Here is a 19,127-nt window from a genome sequence, read left to right on the forward strand (position 1 = left end):
TGCTCTTAAGCTTACTTTTCACTAAAAAATCGAATGCTAGTAATTTCTTTTTTTCCACCCGTTTCCTGAGAAGGCAGGCGTCACTTTTTTGCCATCTGAAAGTCTGAGTTTTACATTATCAACATACCAGCCTCTGCCATTTACTGTACTGTCTGTCTGGTATCGGAATCGAATGTGGGAGGTTCCTTCAGGAATCGTTAGTTTTTCGTTTTTCCAATCGATGCTGCTGCCTGTTAATGGCTGTGCCGCCTGTGTCCAATTGACGCCATCCTCTGATACCTCTACAAAGGCCATATCCGCATTGGTTTCAGTTCTGTACCAGGTATCAAACGACAGGACCGCCTCTTCATTGAGATCCACTTTAGCCGTTAAATTGTGCTGAATTTTATCTCCATATCCTGAGAACCAGGCATCTCCTTTTCCAGGGATTGCAACAGGAATGGAATCTGCTACCTGTCTTGCAAATGCTCGCCTTGCAATATTCGTTGTAACCGTATTTCTTGATGGATGGACGCGATTTGTTAAGAGAATAGCAATCGTGCCATTATTCCGGTTTATTACAATAGATGTACCAGTGTACCCTGTATGCCCAAGCGAAGTTCCCTCTGATAAGGCATCCATGAACCATCCCTGACCAAGCTCCCAGCCAAGGCCATGATCATTTCCAGGAAATTGAGGAATCTGGTTTTGAATCAGCATTTTCACTGTCTCTTCCTTTAAAATCCGCTTGCCGCCATAACGCCCGTCATTCACATACATATGGGCAAGTTTAGCAAGATCGGATGCAGTGGAAAAGACACCTGCATGTCCGGCAACGCCATTAAGGGACCAGGCATTTTCATCATGAACCTCCCCCCAGACAAGGCCCCTGCCGATAGCAGGCTGGTATTCCGTTGCCGCAATCCGGTGTTTCAAAGATTCAGGAGGATTATACATCGTATCCTTCATACCGAGGGGTTTGGTTATGCGTTTTTTCACAAACTCATCCAGGCTTTGTCCTGACAGGCGTTCGATTATTGCGCCGAGCGTAATCATATTCAAATCGCTGTATGTATACGCTTCACCCGGTTCATTGGCCAATGGATGTTTAAAAACGATTTGCATCCGATCGTCTCTGCTGCTCCCTTGTGAATATAAAGGAATCCATGCAGTAAATCCTGAAGTATGTGTCATCAGCTGGCGAATCGTTACATTTTCCTTGCCGTTTTCAGCAAACTCGGGGATATATTTCGCAACCGGATCATCCAGTTGAAAGCGGCCATCATCATACAATATCATCGCAGCAGTAGTTGTGAAAATTTTACTGATTGAAGCCAGATCAAAGATTGTATCTTCCGTCATTTCAATCGGATTCTGCGCTTCAGTAAATTTATCATCCGTATAACGGTAGGAATATCCGTATGCGTCTTGTTTGACAATATGGCCCCGCCTTGCGACAAAAGTGACAGCACCAGGCATGACTCCTTCTGAAATCATACCTTCCATCAGCGGATCGATTTCATTGAGCGGCTGATGAACCATTCCAGCTCCCGCCGCTGAACCTGGATGAAGAATAGGAGAAATCGGCCCAGGGCGATCCCATGAAAAAATCGGATGACTTTTGTATTTCACCTCTTTATGATCCTTCCTTTCCATTGTTGGCTTAACTCCTTCCGCGCTTTGCGCAGATGCCGGATATGCTGCCGGAATAAAGAGTGATGTGCTAAGTGCTGCTGATAGCGCAATAAGCTTGGTTTTATGTTTCATACTGCCTCCTTTAATTTTATGAACTTTCATCAGCCAATAACCTCCTTTATGTTTGAAAGGGTTTACATACTGTAAGATTAATAGAGTTAGAGTATAGTTGTCTATACCACATAAGTCCTGTTCTAGTTAAAAACTTCCATATATTTAATTAAATCGATAGTTCTTTTTGACTGTTCTGAAAATTATGCATTTCATTGATTGACTCCATGATTTGTTTGCAGATTTCCCAAATTTCATTTGTAAAAATGAAAGCTTGTTTGCTAGTTTTCTACTATTCTTTAATTTTTTCCAGGTTTGTTTGATGAAACAGTATTTTTGCAGAAGTCTCCATTTAGACAAAAAAGCAGAATCCATTACGGATTCTGCTTTATCTTTGGAATTGCACATTATGGAGGCCTGCGAAGATCCCGCCCTGTTCTATTAACTCATCATGTGTACCTTCTTCGGCTATGCCGTCTTCTGTGACAACCACCACTCTGTCTGCATTTCGAATGGTTGCAAGCCTGTGGGCAATCACAAGTGTAGTGCGGTTTACGGCAAGCTCATTCAACGCAGTTTGAATAATCTGTTCGGTTTCTGTATCCAATGCCGAAGTTGCTTCATCCAAAATCAAAATCGGCGGATTTTTCAGGAACATTCTTGCAATGGCAATTCTTTGTTTTTGTCCGCCAGACAGCTTTAATCCCCGTTCCCCAATTTGAGTTTCATAGCCATCCGGAAGAGATGCAATGAAGTCCTGCAGGTGGGCTTTTTGAGCTGCGTCCGCAATCTGCTCGTCTGTTGCCCCAAGCATTCCGTAAGCTATATTTTCTTTCAGGGTACCGGTAAACAGGAAGACATCCTGCTGAACAATGCCGATTTGCGATCTCAGTGATTTTTTCGTCATGTCCCTGATATCCATGCCATCGATCTTAATGCTTCCGCTATTTACATCATAAAAGCGTGGAATCAGAGAACAAATCGTTGTCTTTCCGGCACCTGAAGGTCCAACAAAAGCAACTGTTTCACCTGCTTTTATTTGAAGGTCAATCCCCTGAAGCACCGATTTATGCTTGTCATAACTAAATGCTACATCTTGAAAGCGGATATCACCCCTTAAGGATTCAACCTCAATGGCATCTTTTGCATCCTCAATCTCTGGCTCAGTATCAATAATTTCCAAAAAGCGTTTGAAACCAGCCATTCCTTTTGGATACAGTTCCATCAGGGCGCTAATTTTATCAATCGGTTTTAAAAGTACATTCACATAAAGCACAAATCCGACCAATTCTCCATATGATAGCTGCCCGTTGAAGCTCAGCCAGGAACCGTACACTAGAACAATCAGCGTAACTAATCTGGTCAGCATATAAACTCCGGAAGCACTAAAGCTCATAATTTTATATGCTGCAAGCTTGGCAAGACGGAATCTGCCATTGTTTTCTCTAAATCTTTTAATTTCATAGCTTTCATTTGTAAAAGACTGAACCACACGCACTCCAGATACACTATCCTCAACCTGGGCGTTCACATCAGCAATTTCACCGTACATCCTTTTCCATGCTTTGTTCATTTTAATATTGCAAAATGTAATCAGCCATACAAGAAAGGGAAGAACAAATATCGTTATAAGAGCGAGCTTCACATTGATCGTCAGCATAATCCAGAAGGCACCCGCAAACGTCATGACCGCAATGAATAAATCCTCGGGGCCATGATGAGCGAGCTCTCCGATATCCATAAGATCATTTGTCACCCGGCTCATGATATGCCCTGTTTTGGTATTATCAAAGAAGCGGAAAGACTGCCTTTGAACGTGCTGAAAAAGCTGCTGCCGCATATCTGTTTCGATATTGATGCCCAGCTTGTGGCCCCAATAGTTAACAACAAACTGCAGAAGTGTGCTGGTCAAATAAAGAGCAAGCAGGCCGGCACTTACAGAAACAATCATGGACCAATTCCCGCTTGGAAGCAGGCTGTCGATAAACCACTGAACCGCAAGCGGAAAGCCCAATTCAAGAATTGCCACGAATACCGCCGAACTAAAATCAAGAATGAATAGGCGCTTATGTGGCCTATAGTAGCTAAAAAACCGTCGGATCATCATAATCTCCTTTTTCTGAAAAAATCAAACATAATAGGATTATAAATTCACCAGGAATATATTACAAGAAAAACCCGTCCCTATTTATTTCCTGAAACGAGTCTGATAGTTAGAGGTTATATTACGGCTTAATTCCTAAGAAAGGCCGATGTAATCGTACTTCGCAGTTATTTTAGATTCTTGATTTAAACTGAACTTTACGGATCATTTGATTGATTACCTCTGAAATGACAAGTCCTACTGCGATTGCCCCTGATATCATGAATGCTTTCGCAGCCAGCTGAATTGCCGTATTATAATCATTTTCAACAAAATTCCGCATTGCATTATAAGCAATCCCCCCTGGGACCAATGGAATGATGCCGGCAACACTGAATATAATAATAGGTGTTTTATACATTTTGGCAAAAATCTGGCTGATCACTGCAATGGTAAAAGCAGCGATTAATGATGAAATGACAGCATCATACTGCCAATTGACAAGCCAAATATAAACAAACCAGCCGACCATCCCGACAAACCCGCATTTCAACAGTGATTTTTTCGGAGCGTTGAAAAGCACTCCGAACCCTGCTGAAGCAATAAAGCTTGTAATCATATGTGTCAACATAAACATACGCATATTCCTCCGCTAATGCATTTCATTTAGAAAGTGAATACAAGAGCAATCCCAGCTCCAATGGCAAATGCCGTCAAAAAGGCCTCAGCCCCTTTTGACAGACCAGAAACAAGGTGCCCGGCCATTAAGTCCCTGACTGCATTTGTTATCAGCAGCCCCGGAACGAGCGGCATGACTGAACCGATGATGATCTTATCAAGTTCTGTTCCCGCTCCTGTGTACACAAAGAAATAGGCGATAAGGCCAATTAATAATGAAGCAATAAATTCAGAGAAAAATTTAATCTGGACCACTCTATGTACGTATATAAAAGAAACAAAACCAAGACCGCCTGCAATCATGGCTGGAATAAAATCTGTCCAGCTTCCAAGGAACATAATTAAAAAGCACCCGCTTGCAATGGAGGCTGCAAGAATCTGCTGATAAACAGGGAAAGTATAGTCGGCACTTTCAATTTCCTTCAGCCTTGCCAAGGCTCCCTTTCCATCCAGTTCACCGCTGCTGATCCTGCGTGAAACTCCGTTCACTAATGTTACTTTATACAAATCCGTTGACCGTTCTGAAATCCGAATCAGCTTTGCCGGTTCAGTTCCATCCGTTGAAAATATGATTCCGGTTGGAGTCACATAGCTATGGGAGTGCGGTATACCCAGGGAGGCTGCAATCCTGGTCATTGTATCCTCTACCCGATAGGTTTCTGCACCGCCCTGAAGCATGATTTTCCCGGCAAGCAAGCAGATCTCTATTACTTCTATTGTTGGAGGAAATTCTTTCCCCATTCTTTCACCTGCTTTACAGATCAAAATTTAAAACCTTCATATATAGGGTTACATCTTAACGGAAATGGTAAACGAAAGAAAGACCTTTTGTCTAAAATTTATATAAAAATGTTTCGTAAACTCCGGCAGCTTATTCTAAAAGGCAGAATTAAAGCTGAATAAAAAAAGCGATTATCCCTTGCAGAATAATCACTTTCCCATTATTTCCTCCGGATTCCAAACTGCGCATTAAGCTGACCCTGAATCATTTTTGAACGTGATGCCTGATCGTCTTTTTTCTTTTTTCTCTTTAATTCCGAGCGGATTTCTTCCGTTCGGACTCCCTCCTCCCTTTTGTTGGCTATGTCGATGAGCGTCTCTACATCGCTAAAAGAATATTTCCTGCTCCCGCGTTCTGATCTTTCAGGGAAAATCAATTTCCTCTCTTCGTAATACCGTATCTGCCGTTCACTAAGTCCTGTCAGTTCGCTGACCGTCCCAATCGAAATGACTTTTCTGGTTTTGTAGGATGATTCACTTTCCAATCATGTCACCTCAATCTAACCATTTTCTTTCATTATACTAATCTTTTAATCATTTTCATCAATCCTGTCAGAAAATCTAACAATACAGCAAAAACAATGTAAGAAAACTTAACATAATAAATGAATATGAGCTAAATTTCTTTTAAAATAAAAAAAACATTAAAGGAAAGGGGAGATAGTGAATGCAATATTTACGGAAGGCGATTGAGAAAAAACGGCAATATCTAATCGGCCTGCTGGTCAAATCTGGAAGCGAATATCAGCATTCTGAACCTGCTCTGCAAAAGCTGACCTTAACAGAACTTGAGGTAATATTTAAAAAACACAGCAATCGAAACCGTTATTAATCAGGGGGCCCGTATGGAAACTAAAAATACAATAGATTTGGCGAGAAGAATTATTGAACTCGATTTACTGCGTGATCAGCTATGGGAAAGTTTAACGGCAGCTGCCGGTGATTATGCTTATGAAATTTTAAGAAATGAACAAAATAGTTAATACTGGAACGCTTGGAAGAGCGTTCTTTTTTATGTCTATGTTAAAGTTTTGTAAATTTATAATTCCCCCTTTTTTTGTCCTCATTATTTTGGTATCATCCTATCATCGGATTCCGATATCGGTTTTCGAAATTAATAAGGAGGCATTTGCTTGGAAGATAAAATATTGCGTAAGCTGTTCCTGGGGTTTATTCAAATCCATATACTTCACCATGCAAAGGAACATCCTGTTTTCGGCGCTTGGATGGTGGAAGAGCTGAAAGAGCATGGATATAGCATCAGTTCCGGAACATTGTATCCTATCCTGCATTCGATGGAATCAGACGGGCTGCTTCATCAGGAGAAGAAAAATGTAGATGGCCGAATCCGAAAATATTATACTGCAACAGAAAAAGGAATTTCGGTGCTGGAGGAAGCCAGAAAAAAAGCTTATGAGCTTTTTAAAGAGATTAAAGACTAAAGGAGATGCATATGAACAAAAACAGAACTGGCTTAAAATCTTTACTGGAAATATTAATGGTTTCAACAAGGCTTGGACTTACCTCTTTCGGGGGACCTGTAGCTCATCTCGGCTATTTTCACGATGAGTATGTCCGCAGAAGAAAATGGATGGATGAGAAAAGCTACGCAGACTTAGTTGCACTTTGTCAGTTCCTGCCCGGACCGGCAAGCAGCCAGGTTGGCATTGGCGTTGGTGTCATGAGGGCCGGAGTAGCCGGCGGCATTATGGCTTTCCTTGGTTTCACATTGCCATCTGTTATTGCTCTGATTATTTTTGCCATTCTTCTTCAAGGCATTAATCCTGCGGAAGCCGGCTGGATCCATGGACTCAAAATTGTCGCGGTGGCTGTAGTGGCTCATGCGGTTTTGGGAATGGCACAAAAACTTGTACCTGACCTGCCGCGAAAAACGCTGGCACTGTTCGCGATTATCGTCACACTTTTATGGCAGACAGCCATCACTCAGATAGCGGTCATCCTTATTTCTGGATTTATTGGATTTTTACTCTACAAGAAGCATGCAGATAACAGCGAAGCCCGTATGGATTTCCCCATTTCAAAAGGGTTTGCGATTGGCTGTTTAGTGTTGTTTTTCGCCCTTTTAATAATTCTTCCAATTTTAAGGGAGTTAACCGCATTGGATTGGGTTGCTCTTTTTGACAGCTTTTATCGCTCCGGATCTCTGGTTTTCGGGGGCGGCCATGTTGTCCTTCCTTTGCTGGAACGTGAATTTGTCCCAACAGGCTGGCTAAGTGAAGAAGCTTTTCTGGCTGGCTACGGTGCAGCCCAAGCAGTGCCAGGGCCGTTATTTACTTTTGCTGCCTATCTTGGGGCAGTGATGAATGGCTGGCAAGGCGGTTTGCTTGCAACGGCCGCGATCTTCCTGCCTGCCTTTCTGCTGATATTAGGCACCCTCCCATTTTGGGACACACTTCGCCGCAATCCTAACATAAAGGGTGCATTAATGGGTGTAAATGCTGCAGTTGTCGGCATTTTAATCGCTGCCTTTTATCATCCAATTTGGACCAGCAGCATCCTGGAGCCGGCTGATTTTGCCTTTGCAGCAGTACTATTCAGCATGCTTGTTTATTGGAAGCTGCCGCCATGGATTATTGTTGTGACAGGTGCCATCGGCGGAACGATATTAGGATCAATATTTTAGAAACGCATCTAATGAGAAAAGCTGCCTGGATTAGGCAGCTTTTTTCTATAGCGGTATTTCAAGTACAATTCTTGTCCCTTTAGCTTCTGCTGAATAAACATTTATGGAACCGCCTGCAGCTTTTGCTCGTTCTTCCATGCTAAAAAGACCAACTCCTCTGGAGACTTCATTAACATTGAACCCTATGCCTTTATCTTCAATGACTATACGGATTTCTTCTTCCATCTGCCTGATTGTGACTGCTGCCTCATCTGTTTCAGCATATTTCCTTATGTTTGTCAGGGCTTCCTGAATGATCCTGTAGATGGTGATTTCTTTATTAGAACTAAGACGGGTAGCCAAGTAGCAATCAAAATGGACGTTGATATTGTGATGTTCTGAAAATCGGACCAGGTAGGATCGAATCGCTGGTATCAGACCAAGATCATCAAGCACAGAAGGACGCAGTTCCCATGAAAGGTCTCTCAGCTCCTCAATGACTTCAGCAGCCTCATCCTGCATCTGATCAAGCAGCGGGTGGCTTATTTCCGCCTGAAGCCTATTAATGGTAATCAGATGGCTGTACAAATTCTGTCCTATTCCGTCATGAAGCTCACGAGACAATCTTTTCCGTTCATCCTCTTGAACCTCTATGATCCTGGTCATCATTTTTTGCAGCTCTTCTTCTGCATTTTTTCTTTGCGTGACTTCATGGCGAATGGCAAGATGCTGATAAGGTTTCCCTTTTTCATTAAGGAATGGGACGATGGTGGTATCCACCCAATAATGTGTGCCATCCTTGGCTCTGTTCTTGATCTCTCCTTTCCATACCTGTCCGGAAGAAATTGTCTTCCACAAATCTCTGAAATATTCTTTAGAATGGTAACCTGAGTTGATAATTTTATGATCCTGTCCAAGCAATTCTTCCCGTGAATATTTTGAGATGCTGCAGAATTGATCATTTACATAAGTAATGGTGCCTTTCTGATCTGTAATTGCCACAATGGATGAAGCATCCAGGGCAAATTTTAAATCAATCAGCTCGTTTACGGAATTTTTCAGTTCCTCCACAACACGCTTATATTCAGTTATTTCATTCCGGATCGCCAGGTATTTATATGGCTTTCCTTTGTCATCAATGAAGGGAACGATGGTGGTATCCACCCAATAATAAGTTCCGTCTTTAGCTTTGTTTTTAATTTCCCCGCGCCAGACTTCCCCGCTCGAAATAGTTTCCCAAAGGTTCTGCATAAAGTCTTTGGAATGGTAGGATGAGTTGATAATTCTATGATCTTTACCAACCAGCTCATACGCAGAATATTTCGACACCTCACAGAACTTTTCATTCACATACGTAATTTTTCCTTTTTTGTCTGTAAAGGCCACAATTGTTGATTCATCCAGGGCAAATTGCAGATCAACCAATTCCTTTAATGAATATGATTGCTGCTTTTTTAATCGTGAACGGTCTTTGACTGAATGAAAGACGATTAAATAATAGGTTTCTTCTCCTTGCATGAAAGAATTAATTCTATAAAAGATTGAAAATACCTGACCATTACGATGCCGGCCATATTGGTGTACCACTTTGCCCTCTTCAGTTTCATGCAGAGTGATCTCAGGGAGCAGTTCCTTCAGGCTCTTCCCCTGCAGTTCATTTACCCTATATCCAAATTGCTCTTGCGCCTGCTCATTCGCATAGGAGATGACCCCAAATCTATTAACAAGAATCGTTGCATCACTGGAATCAGGAGCAATCTCTCTCTTTTTCGGCAACTGATTATTCCTGTCCATTTACGTTCCTCCAGTTGCATTTTTTAACCATTCAGCTTTAGTTCAAGTGTCCTCGCTGCATTCCTTGCAGTGTTTTGCTTGTTTTCATTTATAGGCTGACCTGACCGGTTCCCGATCAAGAAGACCCCTTTAGGGATTCCTTTAAAATGAATGGGAACAGCATATGCATACTTCAGGGCTTCAGCAAGCATAATCGGGTATTCCAATGCCTTTCCAGCAACATATTCCGGGAAGTTTTCTACGTACATCGGCCTGCCGGTTGAAATTACCTTTCCTGCAATGCCTTTGCCGTACCTTACTGTAATCCGCTTATATTTTTCGTTGCTATTTCCTGCAGCATAATGCCATCTTACATCCGGGCCATCTGTATTTTGCAGTGCCAATCCGACAAAATCACAGTCCAGCTCTGTCAGCACCTTTTCACAAGCCTGATCAATAAGTGCGCTTCCCCCCGGGCTGCAACCCTTATATTCCATAACCAAGCAGCCCTTTCTTTAAAGCATACGCTACTAGTTCCGGCCTGGTTTTCATCTGAAGTTTTTCCATTAAATTACCTTTATGGGTTTCAACTGTCTTTACACTAATCACAAGCTGTTCAGCAATATCCTTATTGGAAAACCCTTTGGCTATTAAAGTAAGAACCTCTTTCTCCCTGTCAGACAACAGGTTGAATGTATCGGTGTTCCCCTGCTTTACACTTCCGATATATTCTTCCATCAGCCTTTTAGTTGCAGACGGATGCAAATAGGCATTCCCGCTTGCAACAGACCGGATTGCTGCGAGCAGTTCATCATGAGGAGCACTTTTTAAAATACATCCGGACGCACCCGCTTGGATCGCTCTGAATAAGTACTCTTCATCATCATGCATGGTCAAAATCAGGATCTGTATTTCCGGTTTTAATTTTTTCAATTCTGACGTTGCCGACATGCCATCTTTTCCATGGGGCATGCTCAAATCCATTACTACCACATCAGGCTTTAATTCAAGAGCCTGCTGAATCCCCTCGTTGCCTTCCGAAGCTTCACCGACCACCTGCATATCTTCATGGTTATTTAAAAGCATTTTCAAACCCATTCTGACTACCGCGTGGTCGTCGCAAAGTAAAATATTGATCAACCTTGCTCCCCCTTTACCATTTGTCCGCACGAGAAAAGCACAAGCGCCTTGCCTGCCCGAGGGGGCAGGCTGCTTGCGCCGGACAGTTCTCGAAGTACAAAGCAACAATTCCAGTGCTAAAAATCTTTTATAGGCAACAAGGGAGCCGCTTTGCGAAGCCCCTTGTTAAGTATAATCTTAGTATAACGGAAGGCTGATATCTATTGTAGTCCCTTCACCGATTTTGGAGCTGATGACGCACTTGCCGCTGATTAAACACATTCTTTCAATCATGGCAGCAAGACCAGACGATTTTTGCATTCCAGCATTAACATCAAAGCCCTTCCCCTTGTCTTCAATGTTTATAGAAAGCTGTCCCGGTTTCCATTGCAGGAAGATGGCTGCACTCATTGTGTCAGCATACCTGGCTATGTTTGCCAGAGCTTCCTGGCAAACTCGGAACAAAGTAATGCTTTCTCTTTCATTGATTTGGACTTCCATCCCCTCATTTTGAAGATCCACTGTTATTCCATATGTGGAAGTGTATAATTTCAGATAACTTTTCAGCGCCGGCAGCAGGCCGAGGGTTCCCAGAGCAGGGGGATGCAATTCCACAGCCAGTAGCCTGATTTCCTGAATCGTTTTTTCCATCATTTGCGCCATATCTCCAATATAGCCTTTCATCTCGGGCTGATCGACCGCAGTTTGAATGAACTGCATGCCTGTATATAAGCTGTAGAGCGTCTGCCCGACCCCTTCATGAAGCTCCAGGGCGATGCGCTTGATCTCATCTTCCTGAGATTGAATAATATAGGAACTGATATTTTTCTTTGCTGGCTGGATCTCCATTTCACCCCTCCTCCTTACGACTTTATTTTTGCTTTTACTTTGCTTTTTTTACCCGATGGCTGGAAATGTCACTAAACATGCCCGCATATTGGACTACATCTCCAGCATCATTTTTAATAGCACTAATGGTAAGCCATTGGAGATATTCTTCTCCGTCTTTGCGGCAATTCCATATTTCCCCTTGCCAGAATCCATTTTTTTCGATTGAAGTCCATAAGTCCTGATAAAAGCCCTTAGTCTGCTTCCCTGATTTAAGGATATTCGGATTTTTGCCGACTACTTCTTCTTCCTTGTAACCGGTTATTTCTGTGAAAGCAGGGTTTACAGAGATTATTTTACCGCCCTTATCCGTTACCAGAATTCCTTCAATTGTATGATCAATCACCTGGCTCGCAATTTCCATTTTACCTTGGAAGTACATCCAGACAACCAGAATCAGGCTGGCAAGCGCCACTTCTGACAATGCCATAAAGCCAATCGCATAATGGCCGGTGATATTAAATAACAGGGTCAGGATCAGCGGCGGAAAAAACCCTCCCAGGCCGCCCATTGCGGAAACAATTCCGTTTACGATACCCGCCTGCTGCTGGAAGTACATAGGCACCAGCTTAAAGATAACACCATTCCCAATTCCCGCTGATAGAGCAATGCTTAAGCATCCAAATGTATACCATGTAATTGACGGAGATAATGATAGAATTACTGCAGAGATGGTATATACTCCAAAGACAAACATTAGAAGAATTAAAGAATGGAAACGGTCTGCAAGCCATCCGCCAATCGGTCTCATGGCAGTTGCAAGGACGATGAATCCGGCTGTCCTTAATCCCGCATCCACTTTATCGAGTTCAAAATGAGCAACTAAGAAATTTGGAAGATAAATGGTAAACGCAACAAATGATCCGAAAGTAATGAAATAGAATAAGCTCAAGAGCCACAGCTTTTCATTTTTATATACGCCTTTAATCTGTTCCAGAAGCGGAGTCTGCACTTTAACTTCTTTTTTATCACCAAGCAAGAAGTTTGCTGCAATGAAGATTCCGAGCAGGACAAGATAGATTTGTACGGTTAGGGACCATCCAAACTTTGTGGCAACAACCGGAGCCGCAAATGCGGTTATGGCTGTTCCAAGATTACCTGCCCCGTATATTCCATTTACAAACCCATGGCGCTCCTTTGGATAATACTTTGGAAGAGATGTAACACCGACAGAAAACACCGCTCCTCCAAGACCGAGGAATAATCCCCCGATCAGTAAATCAGTAATGGAATCAGCTATACTGATATAATAGACTGGAAATAATAATAGAATAAAGCTCAGCATAAAGATTATTCTTGCGCCAAACTGATTAGCATAATACCCCAGAGGAATGCGCAGCAGCGATCCAAGGATTACCGGAACTGCTGTTACAAGGGCTAGCTTGTCGGCTGGAATACTGATATCTTCCTTAATAAACGGCATAAGGGAGGATATCAGCACCCAAACCATAAACCCGGCTACTAAGTTTAACGTCTGCAAAGGCAGCTGTATTTTTCTGATCATTGTGTTCACACTCTCTTCTTTATTACATATTTTAATCCGGCTTCCTGATCAAAAGCAGCCCACCTGCTATCAGATGCTTCCACAGAGGAAGTCAGCGGGACTGCAAAAAAATTCATGTGGTCAAAATAAATACGCAAATGTGTTCCATCCGGACAGAGCCCGGTTTTTATTATTTCTTTGTGAACAAAAGGGGCTTTGTCATTTCCCTTTTCATCTAAAATTGCCACCTGCACATTTTGCCGGACAAAGCGGTCCAAATCTTCTTTTTTAATGAGTTCCACAGCTGCCGCACCCTCTTTTTGCAGGGTAAATATACATTTGATAACCCTGCAGATATTTCCAGAATGTTTCACTTGCATGTTCTTCTATGAATTCAATGGTTTCTTCTTCTGATTGCCATTTGCTCATCCCTTTTATCTCTGCTACAACAATGTTCATGCCGTCATGAGATTTCTCATCCAAATACCAGTTCAGGCGGACTCCCTTGAATAGTTCGGAAAGGAGCTGATCCACTTCTGGAGCAAAATCCCCGGATTGTTCTCTTACAAAACAAAAATCAAGATATGTCTCACTGTTCATAAAAATCACGCCCTCATGTTAATCGTCTTTTTATAAGCGAATACAGCCAAGGGAAAAAGAACAATATTCAGTCCGCCGAAAATCAGTACATTTACATAGTTTTCGTAATAGTATTGGTGGACCATATATTGGGTAAAGACAATATTCATCATTAATATCGCGGCCAAAATGATGACACCCAGGTAGCTACGCTTCATAACGTTTCACCCTCACTGCAAAGATTGCTCCATTCTCCACCTTAACCTGGATTTCCGGAAGCGGCCTTCTTGGCGGTCCCGCAGTTGGCGAACCAGTCTCCACATCGAACTTGCCGTGGTGGCAAGGGCAGATCATTTCACCTTGCTCCTTCACCCAAAATACCGGACAGCGCAAATGTGTGCACGCATTCTGATAGGCGACATATTTGTTCTCTGATAAGCGGATTAAAATGGCGTCATCATGATCCCCAGGAAACTTGAACTCCACTGCATCACCGATTGGCAGCTTGTTTACTTCAGTTATTTTCTTATGAGGATATTCTTTTTCGCCAAGCCCCATTAATTCTTTGGCAGCAACTGCCCCCCAGGGAAGGGAGGAAACCGCAAATACACCGGCGGCACCAACCAAAGTTTTCATGAACCCGCGTCTATCCAGTTTTCTTTCGTTATTCCGTTCGATATTATGCGTATAATTATCTTCATTAAAGGGAATCTTGTTATTCTTATCAGACATCCCTAATCCCTCCTAAAACAGCTTTGTAATCCCCTGCAGGATTCCCGGCAGATTTACCTTAACGTTTGTTTCGCCTTCTAGGTATGGCATGCTTGTTACCCATTTGCCGTTATCAAGGTTAAATTGCTTCTTCTTGTTTTCAATTTCTTCATCTGTCAGCCATTGCAGCGTGTGGGATGGACATACACTCGCACACATAGGAGGAATTCCATCTTTAGTACGGTCAATACATAGGTCGCATTTGTACATTAAGTTCTGCTCTTGATCAAATTTTGGTATGCCATATGGGCAGGCAATTGTGCAGTTCTGGCAGCCAATACACTTTTCCACCAGTGCAGATAACACAGCGCCTGTCTCATGAATTTGAATAGCCTGGGCCGGACAGCTTCGGGCACATGCCGGATTTTCACAGTGAAGGCACATGAGAGGCATCGTCTGCCGGTTCACAAGAGGATTTACATCATACACATAATTTCTGTTGCGCTCCTCATGCCCCCCGCATTGTGTACATGCTGCCAGACAAGAACGGCATCCTATACAGTTTTCAAGTTCTAAATACAGCCTCTTCTTCATTTATTGCACCTTCTTTAATTCGACTTTTTCCAGCTGTGCAGCACATGCCTTGAACTCAGGCATTCGGGAAATAGGATCTAATGCTGCAATTGTTAATAGATTAATAGAATCCTCATGTCCAAAATGGTATGGAACAAAGACGGTATCCTTGCGGATGGCTTCCGTAATTTTGACTTTATAGATGGCCTCGCCTCTTCTGGTAAATAAACGGACCCTTTCTTCATGTTCCATATTATATTTTGATGCTGTTTCCGGATGGATCTCCACAAATGGTTCAGGGCACATATCATGAAGGAATGGAATTCTTCTAGTCTGATTACCGGATAGGTAATGGTAAACCACCCGGCCAGTTGTTAAACGGAGCGGATATTTTTCACATGGTTCTTCCGCTGGCGGACGGTATGGAAGTGCGCATATTTTTGCTTTGCCGTCCGGATGATAAAATTTCTTATCAAGGAACATATGTGGTGTCCCTTCATCCTTTTCATTTTTGCATGGCCAGAAAACTCCATCCTGCTTGTCGATTTTATCCCAGGTAGCTCCATAGTAATCAGCATAGCCGCCCTTGGTAGCCAGCCTGAACTCATCTGCAACATCTCGTGCCGTTTTTAGGTGAGAAAAGTATTTTCCTTTTCCTAAACGTTCAGCCAGCTCCACTTGTATTTGCCAGTCCGGCTTCGATTCCCCAACAGGTTCCTGGGCTTTATTGATTTTAATAATTCGGCCTTCAATATTCGTTACTGTTCCTTCATCTTCTGACCATGTGACTGCAGGAAGAACAACATCTGCAAATTCTGCCGATTCAGAAAGGTAGAAATCGGAGCATACCATGAAATCCAGAGCCTTAAATGCTTTCCTGACAAAATTTTGATTTGGTGCAGATACAGCAGGATTGGAACATAGAAGGTATAAACCGCGAATCGTTTTTTGCTCCATCAGCTCAATCATTTCATAAGCAGATACACCAGGCTGCGGCATTTCTTCAGGTGTAATTCCCCAAACACTGCATACTTCTTCAACATGTTTCGGGTTAGTAATTTTTCGGTAGCCTGGAAGCAAATCCGATTTCTGTCCATGCTCTCTTCCGCCCTGTCCATTGCCCTGACCGGTGAATGTGGCTACGCCGGCTTTCGGACGGCCAATCTTTCCAGTAACAAGCGCCATATTGGTGTAGGCGGAAACATTATCAACACCCTTATGCTGCTGTTCAACACCTCGTGCAAACATGACAACTGCATTTGGAGCTTTTCCGAATATTTCTGCAGCACGAATGATTTTTTCCTCCGCCACACCAGTCAGCATACTTGTATATTCAGGTGTGAAATCCTTTACAAGTTCCTTTGTTTCTTCAAATCCGTTGGTATGTTTATTAATAAACTCTTCATCTATATAGCCCATTTCAATCAATTGATTAACAATTCCGTTTGCAAGTGCAAGGTCTGTTCCGGGCTGCAGGTCGAGATGAAGGTCAGCTCTTCTGGCAATTGGCGTTTCCCGTGGATCGACTACAATGATATAACCGCCTCTTTCCTGAACGTTCCAAATGCGGAACATGGAAGTTGGATGGCATTCAGCTGTATTGCTTCCAGCGATAAACAGGCAATCTGTTTCATGAATATCTGTCCAAGGCAATGTTGACCCTCTATCAACTCCGAAAGAACGGAGGAAACCGCCGGCAGCGCTTGACATACAGAAACGTCCGTTATAGTCAATATATCGCGTTGCAAGAGCAACACGGGCAAATTTACCTGTCAAATAACATTTTTCATTTGTCATTGATACCCCGCTGAAGACGGAGAGTGAATCTTTTCCGAATTCTGTTTGAAGCTCTTTAAATTTTTTTGCAATTAAATCGTATGCTTCATCCCAGCTTGCTTCACGGAACCCTTCTGTGGTTCCTTTCAACGAAGCATCATCCCGGATCAGCGGTTTCAGCAGGCGGTCCTTGTGGTTGGTCTGCTGGTAGGCGGTAACCCCTTTAGGGCACATTTTCCCGACCGTAACCGGCCAGTCATACCGGGGCTCGACCCCAATGATTTTATTTGTCTGTGTATTAACCCTCAAGTTCATTCCGCATTGCATGCCGCAATAGCTGCAATGTGTTTTGATCAATTTTTCATTCGGATGGTTTAGATTCTCAATTTCTTTAAAAAACTTATCCCTTTGCATTCTGGTTTGCCTCCTTGACCTTCACTTCATGAGTGGGGAATCCGGAAAATTGTGCAATCCGGTATTTCCTTCTGCAAGGGAGGCACATTTCTGCAAGATGATGTCCTTCCTTTGCTTTAAATTCAATATCGTTCACGCCGAGTACATCGACGACATCTTTTGATTGTTCTGATGAAACAAACTGATCTCCGCACACCTTGCATTCCTTCATGCCCTGTTCGGCATAATGTTCTCTGTAGTTTCTTGCCAAAACACTCATTGGGCGGAAAGGAATATGTGCAAGCTTTCCAAATGGCAGGTAAATCAGTGTAATGATGACTGACCACTGATGGATCAATGACATTGCCGGCTGTCCTGCACCGTGTAAAAAGAGATTCATAAAGGTTAAAGCCAACCCTGTGATGCTGACTAGAAGCAGCATATAAAGAGGCATGAAATCATATAGGAATTTCTGCTCTGCTCTTGCCTGCATATTTTTCAGACGGCGGTACAGCGCCATGCAAACTCCAGCGATTACCATTACTGCTGTAATATTCAGCGCGTTATAAGAAATGGTGGCAACGATGCCATCCGCAGGGACAGTCATTACCTTCATGCCCATTGCAATAATGTTGTAATGGCCATTGTCATCCATCGTAAAATACATCCATCCGAAAACGAGAGGGAATGTAACGAAGCAGGATAAAATGCAGCCCCAGCCGATCATCACGTGCTGAGTCCATCGGTAAATTCCCCTATTCCAGATAAAATTGTAGGTTGCAAGATGCTCAACAGACGTTTTTGGCGTTGACTTTCTAAATAGCAGCTTCAATCCTTTTTTCAGGATAAGCTTTGTTGGCGGCCTTTCGCCCCAGGCAATAAACCTATAGAAAAACCCTCCAATAAACACAATCGTTCCGACCATATATCCGTACAGGTTTAAATCCACATGTGTAAACATTCTAGTGCCAATAAAAGAAAGAATTGCTAATGCTGTAACAGATAAAAACATCGACTTGGCAAAATGAGATGCAAACGCATTGTTTAATGTGTTTCCTGTTTTTTGATTGACTGCAGCTTTTGCCTGCATATTAACTCCTCCTCATTCACAAACAATTACCTTAACCTTATTGTAAAAGCGGGAGGACTTTTTCAATATCGGGGAACTTCCCCATTAGAGGGGGGAAATTCCCCTATCTTTAAGAAAGGATATTAAATGAGCATGTTGCTGAAGACAATGCACAAAAAAAAGACCTTTTCAAAGGTCTTGCGAAAATATTGAAACTTTTTCCAAATTCATGCGTATTTCTAAATAGGAGGCGGAATAATGAAAAAAAATATATTTATAATGTTCATTACACTAGCAGCAGAAACTTTAATTACCCTGCTCGCTTCACGTGCCTTTTCAATCCGATTCATCGAAATCATGTTTTTTTCAGGTGTGGTTTTTACAGCTTTAACTGTATGGTTTTCGAGCAGCGGCGGTATGGTTACGAGGTTTATGGACAGCACCGCAAGTGCCATGACTGGATTCATATCTAAAAGGGAGGAATTCAGCTTCAGACCGAATTATGCTGTTCTCGGTTCGGTTATCTTTTTACTTATTGGTCTTGTTTTCTTTATCTTACTGTTAACAAATATTATTCCTCCAATTTAGGCATTATGGTACAATCTTGAAAAGGAGTTGGTCATATGGCTAAATCAGCTGCGAAAAAGTTAAGGGAAAAAGCAGTACGTGAGGGAAAAAGAAACCCTGAATGCAATCGAAGCCCATTTGCACATGCGGACATGCGCACAAGAAAAACAAAAACCAAAAAAGAACAATTATACAGGAGCAAATATAAGAACCGTTATTCTGATGAAAACAGAAGAGACGGTTCTTTTTTTATGTATTATCTTTTCAAAAGCAGCCAGTCCGATTAAAGACCAGCTGCATTTTTTAG

Annotated in this window: 23 protein-coding genes; 6 read left to right on the plus strand and 17 right to left on the minus strand. The window is 42.5% G+C overall.

Annotated elements, in window-relative coordinates; all coding sequences use genetic code 11:
* Window positions 1–36: 36 nt before the first annotated feature.
* The 5 genes from NR125_RS10590 to NR125_RS10610 form a co-directional block, all read right to left on the minus strand.
* A complete protein-coding gene (locus NR125_RS10590) occupies window positions 37–1,776 on the minus strand; it encodes a serine hydrolase domain-containing protein (RefSeq protein ID WP_192908905.1) in 1,740 nt (579 codons plus the stop codon).
* A 337-nt stretch (window positions 1,777–2,113) separates the two neighbouring features.
* Window positions 2,114–3,829, minus strand: coding sequence for an ABC transporter ATP-binding protein (locus NR125_RS10595; RefSeq protein ID WP_034296753.1), 1,716 nt, complete (start codon window positions 3,827–3,829; stop codon window positions 2,114–2,116).
* A gap of 172 nt (window positions 3,830–4,001) precedes the next feature.
* Window positions 4,002–4,445 carry a threonine/serine exporter family protein gene (locus NR125_RS10600; protein WP_009333516.1) on the minus strand — a complete coding sequence of 148 codons (444 nt, stop codon included), beginning with the start codon at window positions 4,443–4,445 and terminating at the stop codon, window positions 4,002–4,004.
* A gap of 29 nt (window positions 4,446–4,474) precedes the next feature.
* The gene (locus NR125_RS10605) at window positions 4,475–5,227 is read right to left on the minus strand and encodes a threonine/serine exporter family protein (protein WP_009333515.1); all 753 of its coding nucleotides are present in this window, start codon (window positions 5,225–5,227) and stop codon (window positions 4,475–4,477) included.
* Window positions 5,228–5,427: 200 nt separating this feature from the next.
* Window positions 5,428–5,751 carry a MerR family transcriptional regulator gene (locus NR125_RS10610; protein ID WP_256815297.1) on the minus strand — a complete coding sequence of 108 codons (324 nt, stop codon included), beginning with the start codon at window positions 5,749–5,751 and terminating at the stop codon, window positions 5,428–5,430.
* A 182-nt stretch (window positions 5,752–5,933) separates the two neighbouring features.
* On the opposite strand from NR125_RS10610, the gene fbpA reads away from it, so the two are divergent.
* The 4 genes from fbpA to NR125_RS10630 all read left to right on the plus strand — a co-directional run bounded on the left by fbpA (window position 5,934) and on the right by NR125_RS10630 (window position 7,910).
* The gene (gene fbpA, locus NR125_RS10615; protein ID WP_009333513.1) at window positions 5,934–6,098 is read left to right on the plus strand and encodes a Fur-regulated basic protein FbpA; all 165 of its coding nucleotides are present in this window, start codon (window positions 5,934–5,936) and stop codon (window positions 6,096–6,098) included.
* A 13-nt stretch (window positions 6,099–6,111) separates the two neighbouring features.
* Window positions 6,112–6,249 carry a hypothetical protein gene (locus NR125_RS10620; protein ID WP_019381184.1) on the plus strand — a complete coding sequence of 46 codons (138 nt, stop codon included), beginning with the start codon at window positions 6,112–6,114 and terminating at the stop codon, window positions 6,247–6,249.
* A 150-nt stretch (window positions 6,250–6,399) separates the two neighbouring features.
* On the plus strand, window positions 6,400–6,708 hold the full coding sequence (locus NR125_RS10625) for a PadR family transcriptional regulator (RefSeq protein WP_019381183.1): 309 nt from the start codon (window positions 6,400–6,402) through the stop codon (window positions 6,706–6,708).
* 11 nt (window positions 6,709–6,719) lie between these two features.
* A complete protein-coding gene (locus NR125_RS10630; protein ID WP_019381182.1) occupies window positions 6,720–7,910 on the plus strand; it encodes a chromate transporter in 1,191 nt (396 codons plus the stop codon).
* A 45-nt stretch (window positions 7,911–7,955) separates the two neighbouring features.
* Here NR125_RS10630 and NR125_RS10635 read toward each other — a convergent pair whose 3' ends face one another.
* The 12 genes from NR125_RS10635 to NR125_RS10690 all read right to left on the minus strand — a co-directional run bounded on the left by NR125_RS10635 (window position 7,956) and on the right by NR125_RS10690 (window position 18,274).
* Complete coding sequence (locus NR125_RS10635; RefSeq protein ID WP_019381181.1) at window positions 7,956–9,683, minus strand: PAS domain-containing sensor histidine kinase; 1,728 nt, start codon at window positions 9,681–9,683, stop codon at window positions 7,956–7,958.
* Between the two features lie 23 nt (window positions 9,684–9,706).
* Window positions 9,707–10,159: a GAF domain-containing protein gene (locus NR125_RS10640; protein ID WP_009333509.1), complete on the minus strand. Its 453-nt coding sequence runs from the start codon at window positions 10,157–10,159 to the stop codon at window positions 9,707–9,709.
* Window positions 10,149–10,802: a response regulator gene (locus NR125_RS10645; protein WP_009333508.1), complete on the minus strand. Its 654-nt coding sequence runs from the start codon at window positions 10,800–10,802 to the stop codon at window positions 10,149–10,151. Before NR125_RS10645 ends, NR125_RS10640 begins: the two co-directional genes overlap by 11 nt.
* Window positions 10,803–10,979: 177 nt before the next feature.
* The gene (locus NR125_RS10650; RefSeq protein WP_009333507.1) at window positions 10,980–11,630 is read right to left on the minus strand and encodes a sensor histidine kinase; all 651 of its coding nucleotides are present in this window, start codon (window positions 11,628–11,630) and stop codon (window positions 10,980–10,982) included.
* Window positions 11,631–11,664: 34 nt separating this feature from the next.
* Window positions 11,665–13,173 (minus strand): nitrate/nitrite transporter, encoded by a 1,509-nt coding sequence (locus tag NR125_RS10655; RefSeq protein ID WP_019381179.1) that lies wholly within the window; start codon window positions 13,171–13,173, stop codon window positions 11,665–11,667.
* 5 nt (window positions 13,174–13,178) lie between these two features.
* Window positions 13,179–13,454 (minus strand): hypothetical protein, encoded by a 276-nt coding sequence (locus tag NR125_RS10660; protein ID WP_009333505.1) that lies wholly within the window; start codon window positions 13,452–13,454, stop codon window positions 13,179–13,181.
* Window positions 13,441–13,752, minus strand: a complete 312-nt coding sequence (locus NR125_RS10665; RefSeq protein WP_009333504.1) for a hypothetical protein — start codon at window positions 13,750–13,752, stop codon at window positions 13,441–13,443. Before NR125_RS10665 ends, NR125_RS10660 begins: the two co-directional genes overlap by 14 nt.
* A 5-nt stretch (window positions 13,753–13,757) precedes the next feature.
* Window positions 13,758–13,949 (minus strand): hypothetical protein, encoded by a 192-nt coding sequence (locus tag NR125_RS10670; protein ID WP_009333503.1) that lies wholly within the window; start codon window positions 13,947–13,949, stop codon window positions 13,758–13,760.
* Complete coding sequence (locus tag NR125_RS10675; RefSeq protein WP_256815300.1) at window positions 13,939–14,463, minus strand: Rieske (2Fe-2S) protein; 525 nt, start codon at window positions 14,461–14,463, stop codon at window positions 13,939–13,941. The genes NR125_RS10670 and NR125_RS10675 overlap by 11 nt, the downstream gene beginning before the upstream one ends.
* Window positions 14,464–14,475: 12 nt before the next feature.
* Window positions 14,476–15,036: a 4Fe-4S dicluster domain-containing protein gene (locus NR125_RS10680; RefSeq protein WP_256815301.1), complete on the minus strand. Its 561-nt coding sequence runs from the start codon at window positions 15,034–15,036 to the stop codon at window positions 14,476–14,478.
* Window positions 15,037–17,205, minus strand: a complete 2,169-nt coding sequence (locus tag NR125_RS10685; protein WP_009333498.1) for a molybdopterin oxidoreductase family protein — start codon at window positions 17,203–17,205, stop codon at window positions 15,037–15,039. It abuts the gene before it with no gap.
* Complete coding sequence (locus NR125_RS10690) at window positions 17,192–18,274, minus strand: hypothetical protein (RefSeq protein WP_009333496.1); 1,083 nt, start codon at window positions 18,272–18,274, stop codon at window positions 17,192–17,194. The genes NR125_RS10685 and NR125_RS10690 overlap by 14 nt, the downstream gene beginning before the upstream one ends.
* A gap of 237 nt (window positions 18,275–18,511) precedes the next feature.
* Here NR125_RS10690 and NR125_RS10695 point away from each other — a divergent pair, with 237 nt between their 5' ends.
* Window positions 18,512–18,841: a hypothetical protein gene (locus NR125_RS10695; protein WP_009333494.1), complete on the plus strand. Its 330-nt coding sequence runs from the start codon at window positions 18,512–18,514 to the stop codon at window positions 18,839–18,841.
* A gap of 35 nt (window positions 18,842–18,876) precedes the next feature.
* Window positions 18,877–19,107, plus strand: a complete 231-nt coding sequence (locus NR125_RS10700) for a hypothetical protein (protein ID WP_009333492.1) — start codon at window positions 18,877–18,879, stop codon at window positions 19,105–19,107.
* The last annotated feature ends 20 nt before the right edge of the window (window positions 19,108–19,127 follow it).

This window comes from Cytobacillus sp. Bac17 (assembly GCF_024519925.1).
Taxonomy (GTDB): Bacteria; Bacillota; Bacilli; order Bacillales; family Cytobacillaceae; genus Cytobacillus; species Cytobacillus pseudoceanisediminis.

Bases quoted from the DNA above. Each gene is read 5' to 3' on its own strand.
- NR125_RS10630 (WP_019381182.1), top strand. From the start codon at position 6,720: ATGAACAAAAACAGAACTGGCTTAAAATCTTTACTGGAAATATTAATG.
- NR125_RS10690 (WP_009333496.1), bottom strand. From the start codon at position 18,274: ATGCAGGCAAAAGCTGCAGTCAATCAAAAAACAGGAAACACATTAAAC.
- NR125_RS10685 (WP_009333498.1), bottom strand. From the start codon at position 17,205: ATGCAAAGGGATAAGTTTTTTAAAGAAATTGAGAATCTAAACCATCCG.
- NR125_RS10635 (WP_019381181.1), bottom strand. From the start codon at position 9,683: ATGGACAGGAATAATCAGTTGCCGAAAAAGAGAGAGATTGCTCCTGAT.
- NR125_RS10605 (WP_009333515.1), bottom strand. From the start codon at position 5,227: ATGGGGAAAGAATTTCCTCCAACAATAGAAGTAATAGAGATCTGCTTG.
- NR125_RS10590 (WP_192908905.1), bottom strand. From the start codon at position 1,776: ATGAAAGTTCATAAAATTAAAGGAGGCAGTATGAAACATAAAACCAAG.
- NR125_RS10650 (WP_009333507.1), bottom strand. From the start codon at position 11,630: ATGGAGATCCAGCCAGCAAAGAAAAATATCAGTTCCTATATTATTCAA.
- NR125_RS10600 (WP_009333516.1), bottom strand. From the start codon at position 4,445: ATGTTTATGTTGACACATATGATTACAAGCTTTATTGCTTCAGCAGGG.
- NR125_RS10620 (WP_019381184.1), top strand. From the start codon at position 6,112: ATGGAAACTAAAAATACAATAGATTTGGCGAGAAGAATTATTGAACTC.
- NR125_RS10675 (WP_256815300.1), bottom strand. From the start codon at position 14,463: ATGTCTGATAAGAATAACAAGATTCCCTTTAATGAAGATAATTATACG.
- NR125_RS10665 (WP_009333504.1), bottom strand. From the start codon at position 13,752: ATGAACAGTGAGACATATCTTGATTTTTGTTTTGTAAGAGAACAATCC.
- NR125_RS10680 (WP_256815301.1), bottom strand. From the start codon at position 15,036: ATGAAGAAGAGGCTGTATTTAGAACTTGAAAACTGTATAGGATGCCGT.
- fbpA (WP_009333513.1), top strand. From the start codon at position 5,934: ATGCAATATTTACGGAAGGCGATTGAGAAAAAACGGCAATATCTAATC.
- NR125_RS10595 (WP_034296753.1), bottom strand. From the start codon at position 3,829: ATGATCCGACGGTTTTTTAGCTACTATAGGCCACATAAGCGCCTATTC.
- NR125_RS10655 (WP_019381179.1), bottom strand. From the start codon at position 13,173: ATGATCAGAAAAATACAGCTGCCTTTGCAGACGTTAAACTTAGTAGCC.
- NR125_RS10700 (WP_009333492.1), top strand. From the start codon at position 18,877: ATGGCTAAATCAGCTGCGAAAAAGTTAAGGGAAAAAGCAGTACGTGAG.
- NR125_RS10640 (WP_009333509.1), bottom strand. From the start codon at position 10,159: ATGGAATATAAGGGTTGCAGCCCGGGGGGAAGCGCACTTATTGATCAG.
- NR125_RS10670 (WP_009333503.1), bottom strand. From the start codon at position 13,949: ATGAAGCGTAGCTACCTGGGTGTCATCATTTTGGCCGCGATATTAATG.
- NR125_RS10695 (WP_009333494.1), top strand. From the start codon at position 18,512: ATGAAAAAAAATATATTTATAATGTTCATTACACTAGCAGCAGAAACT.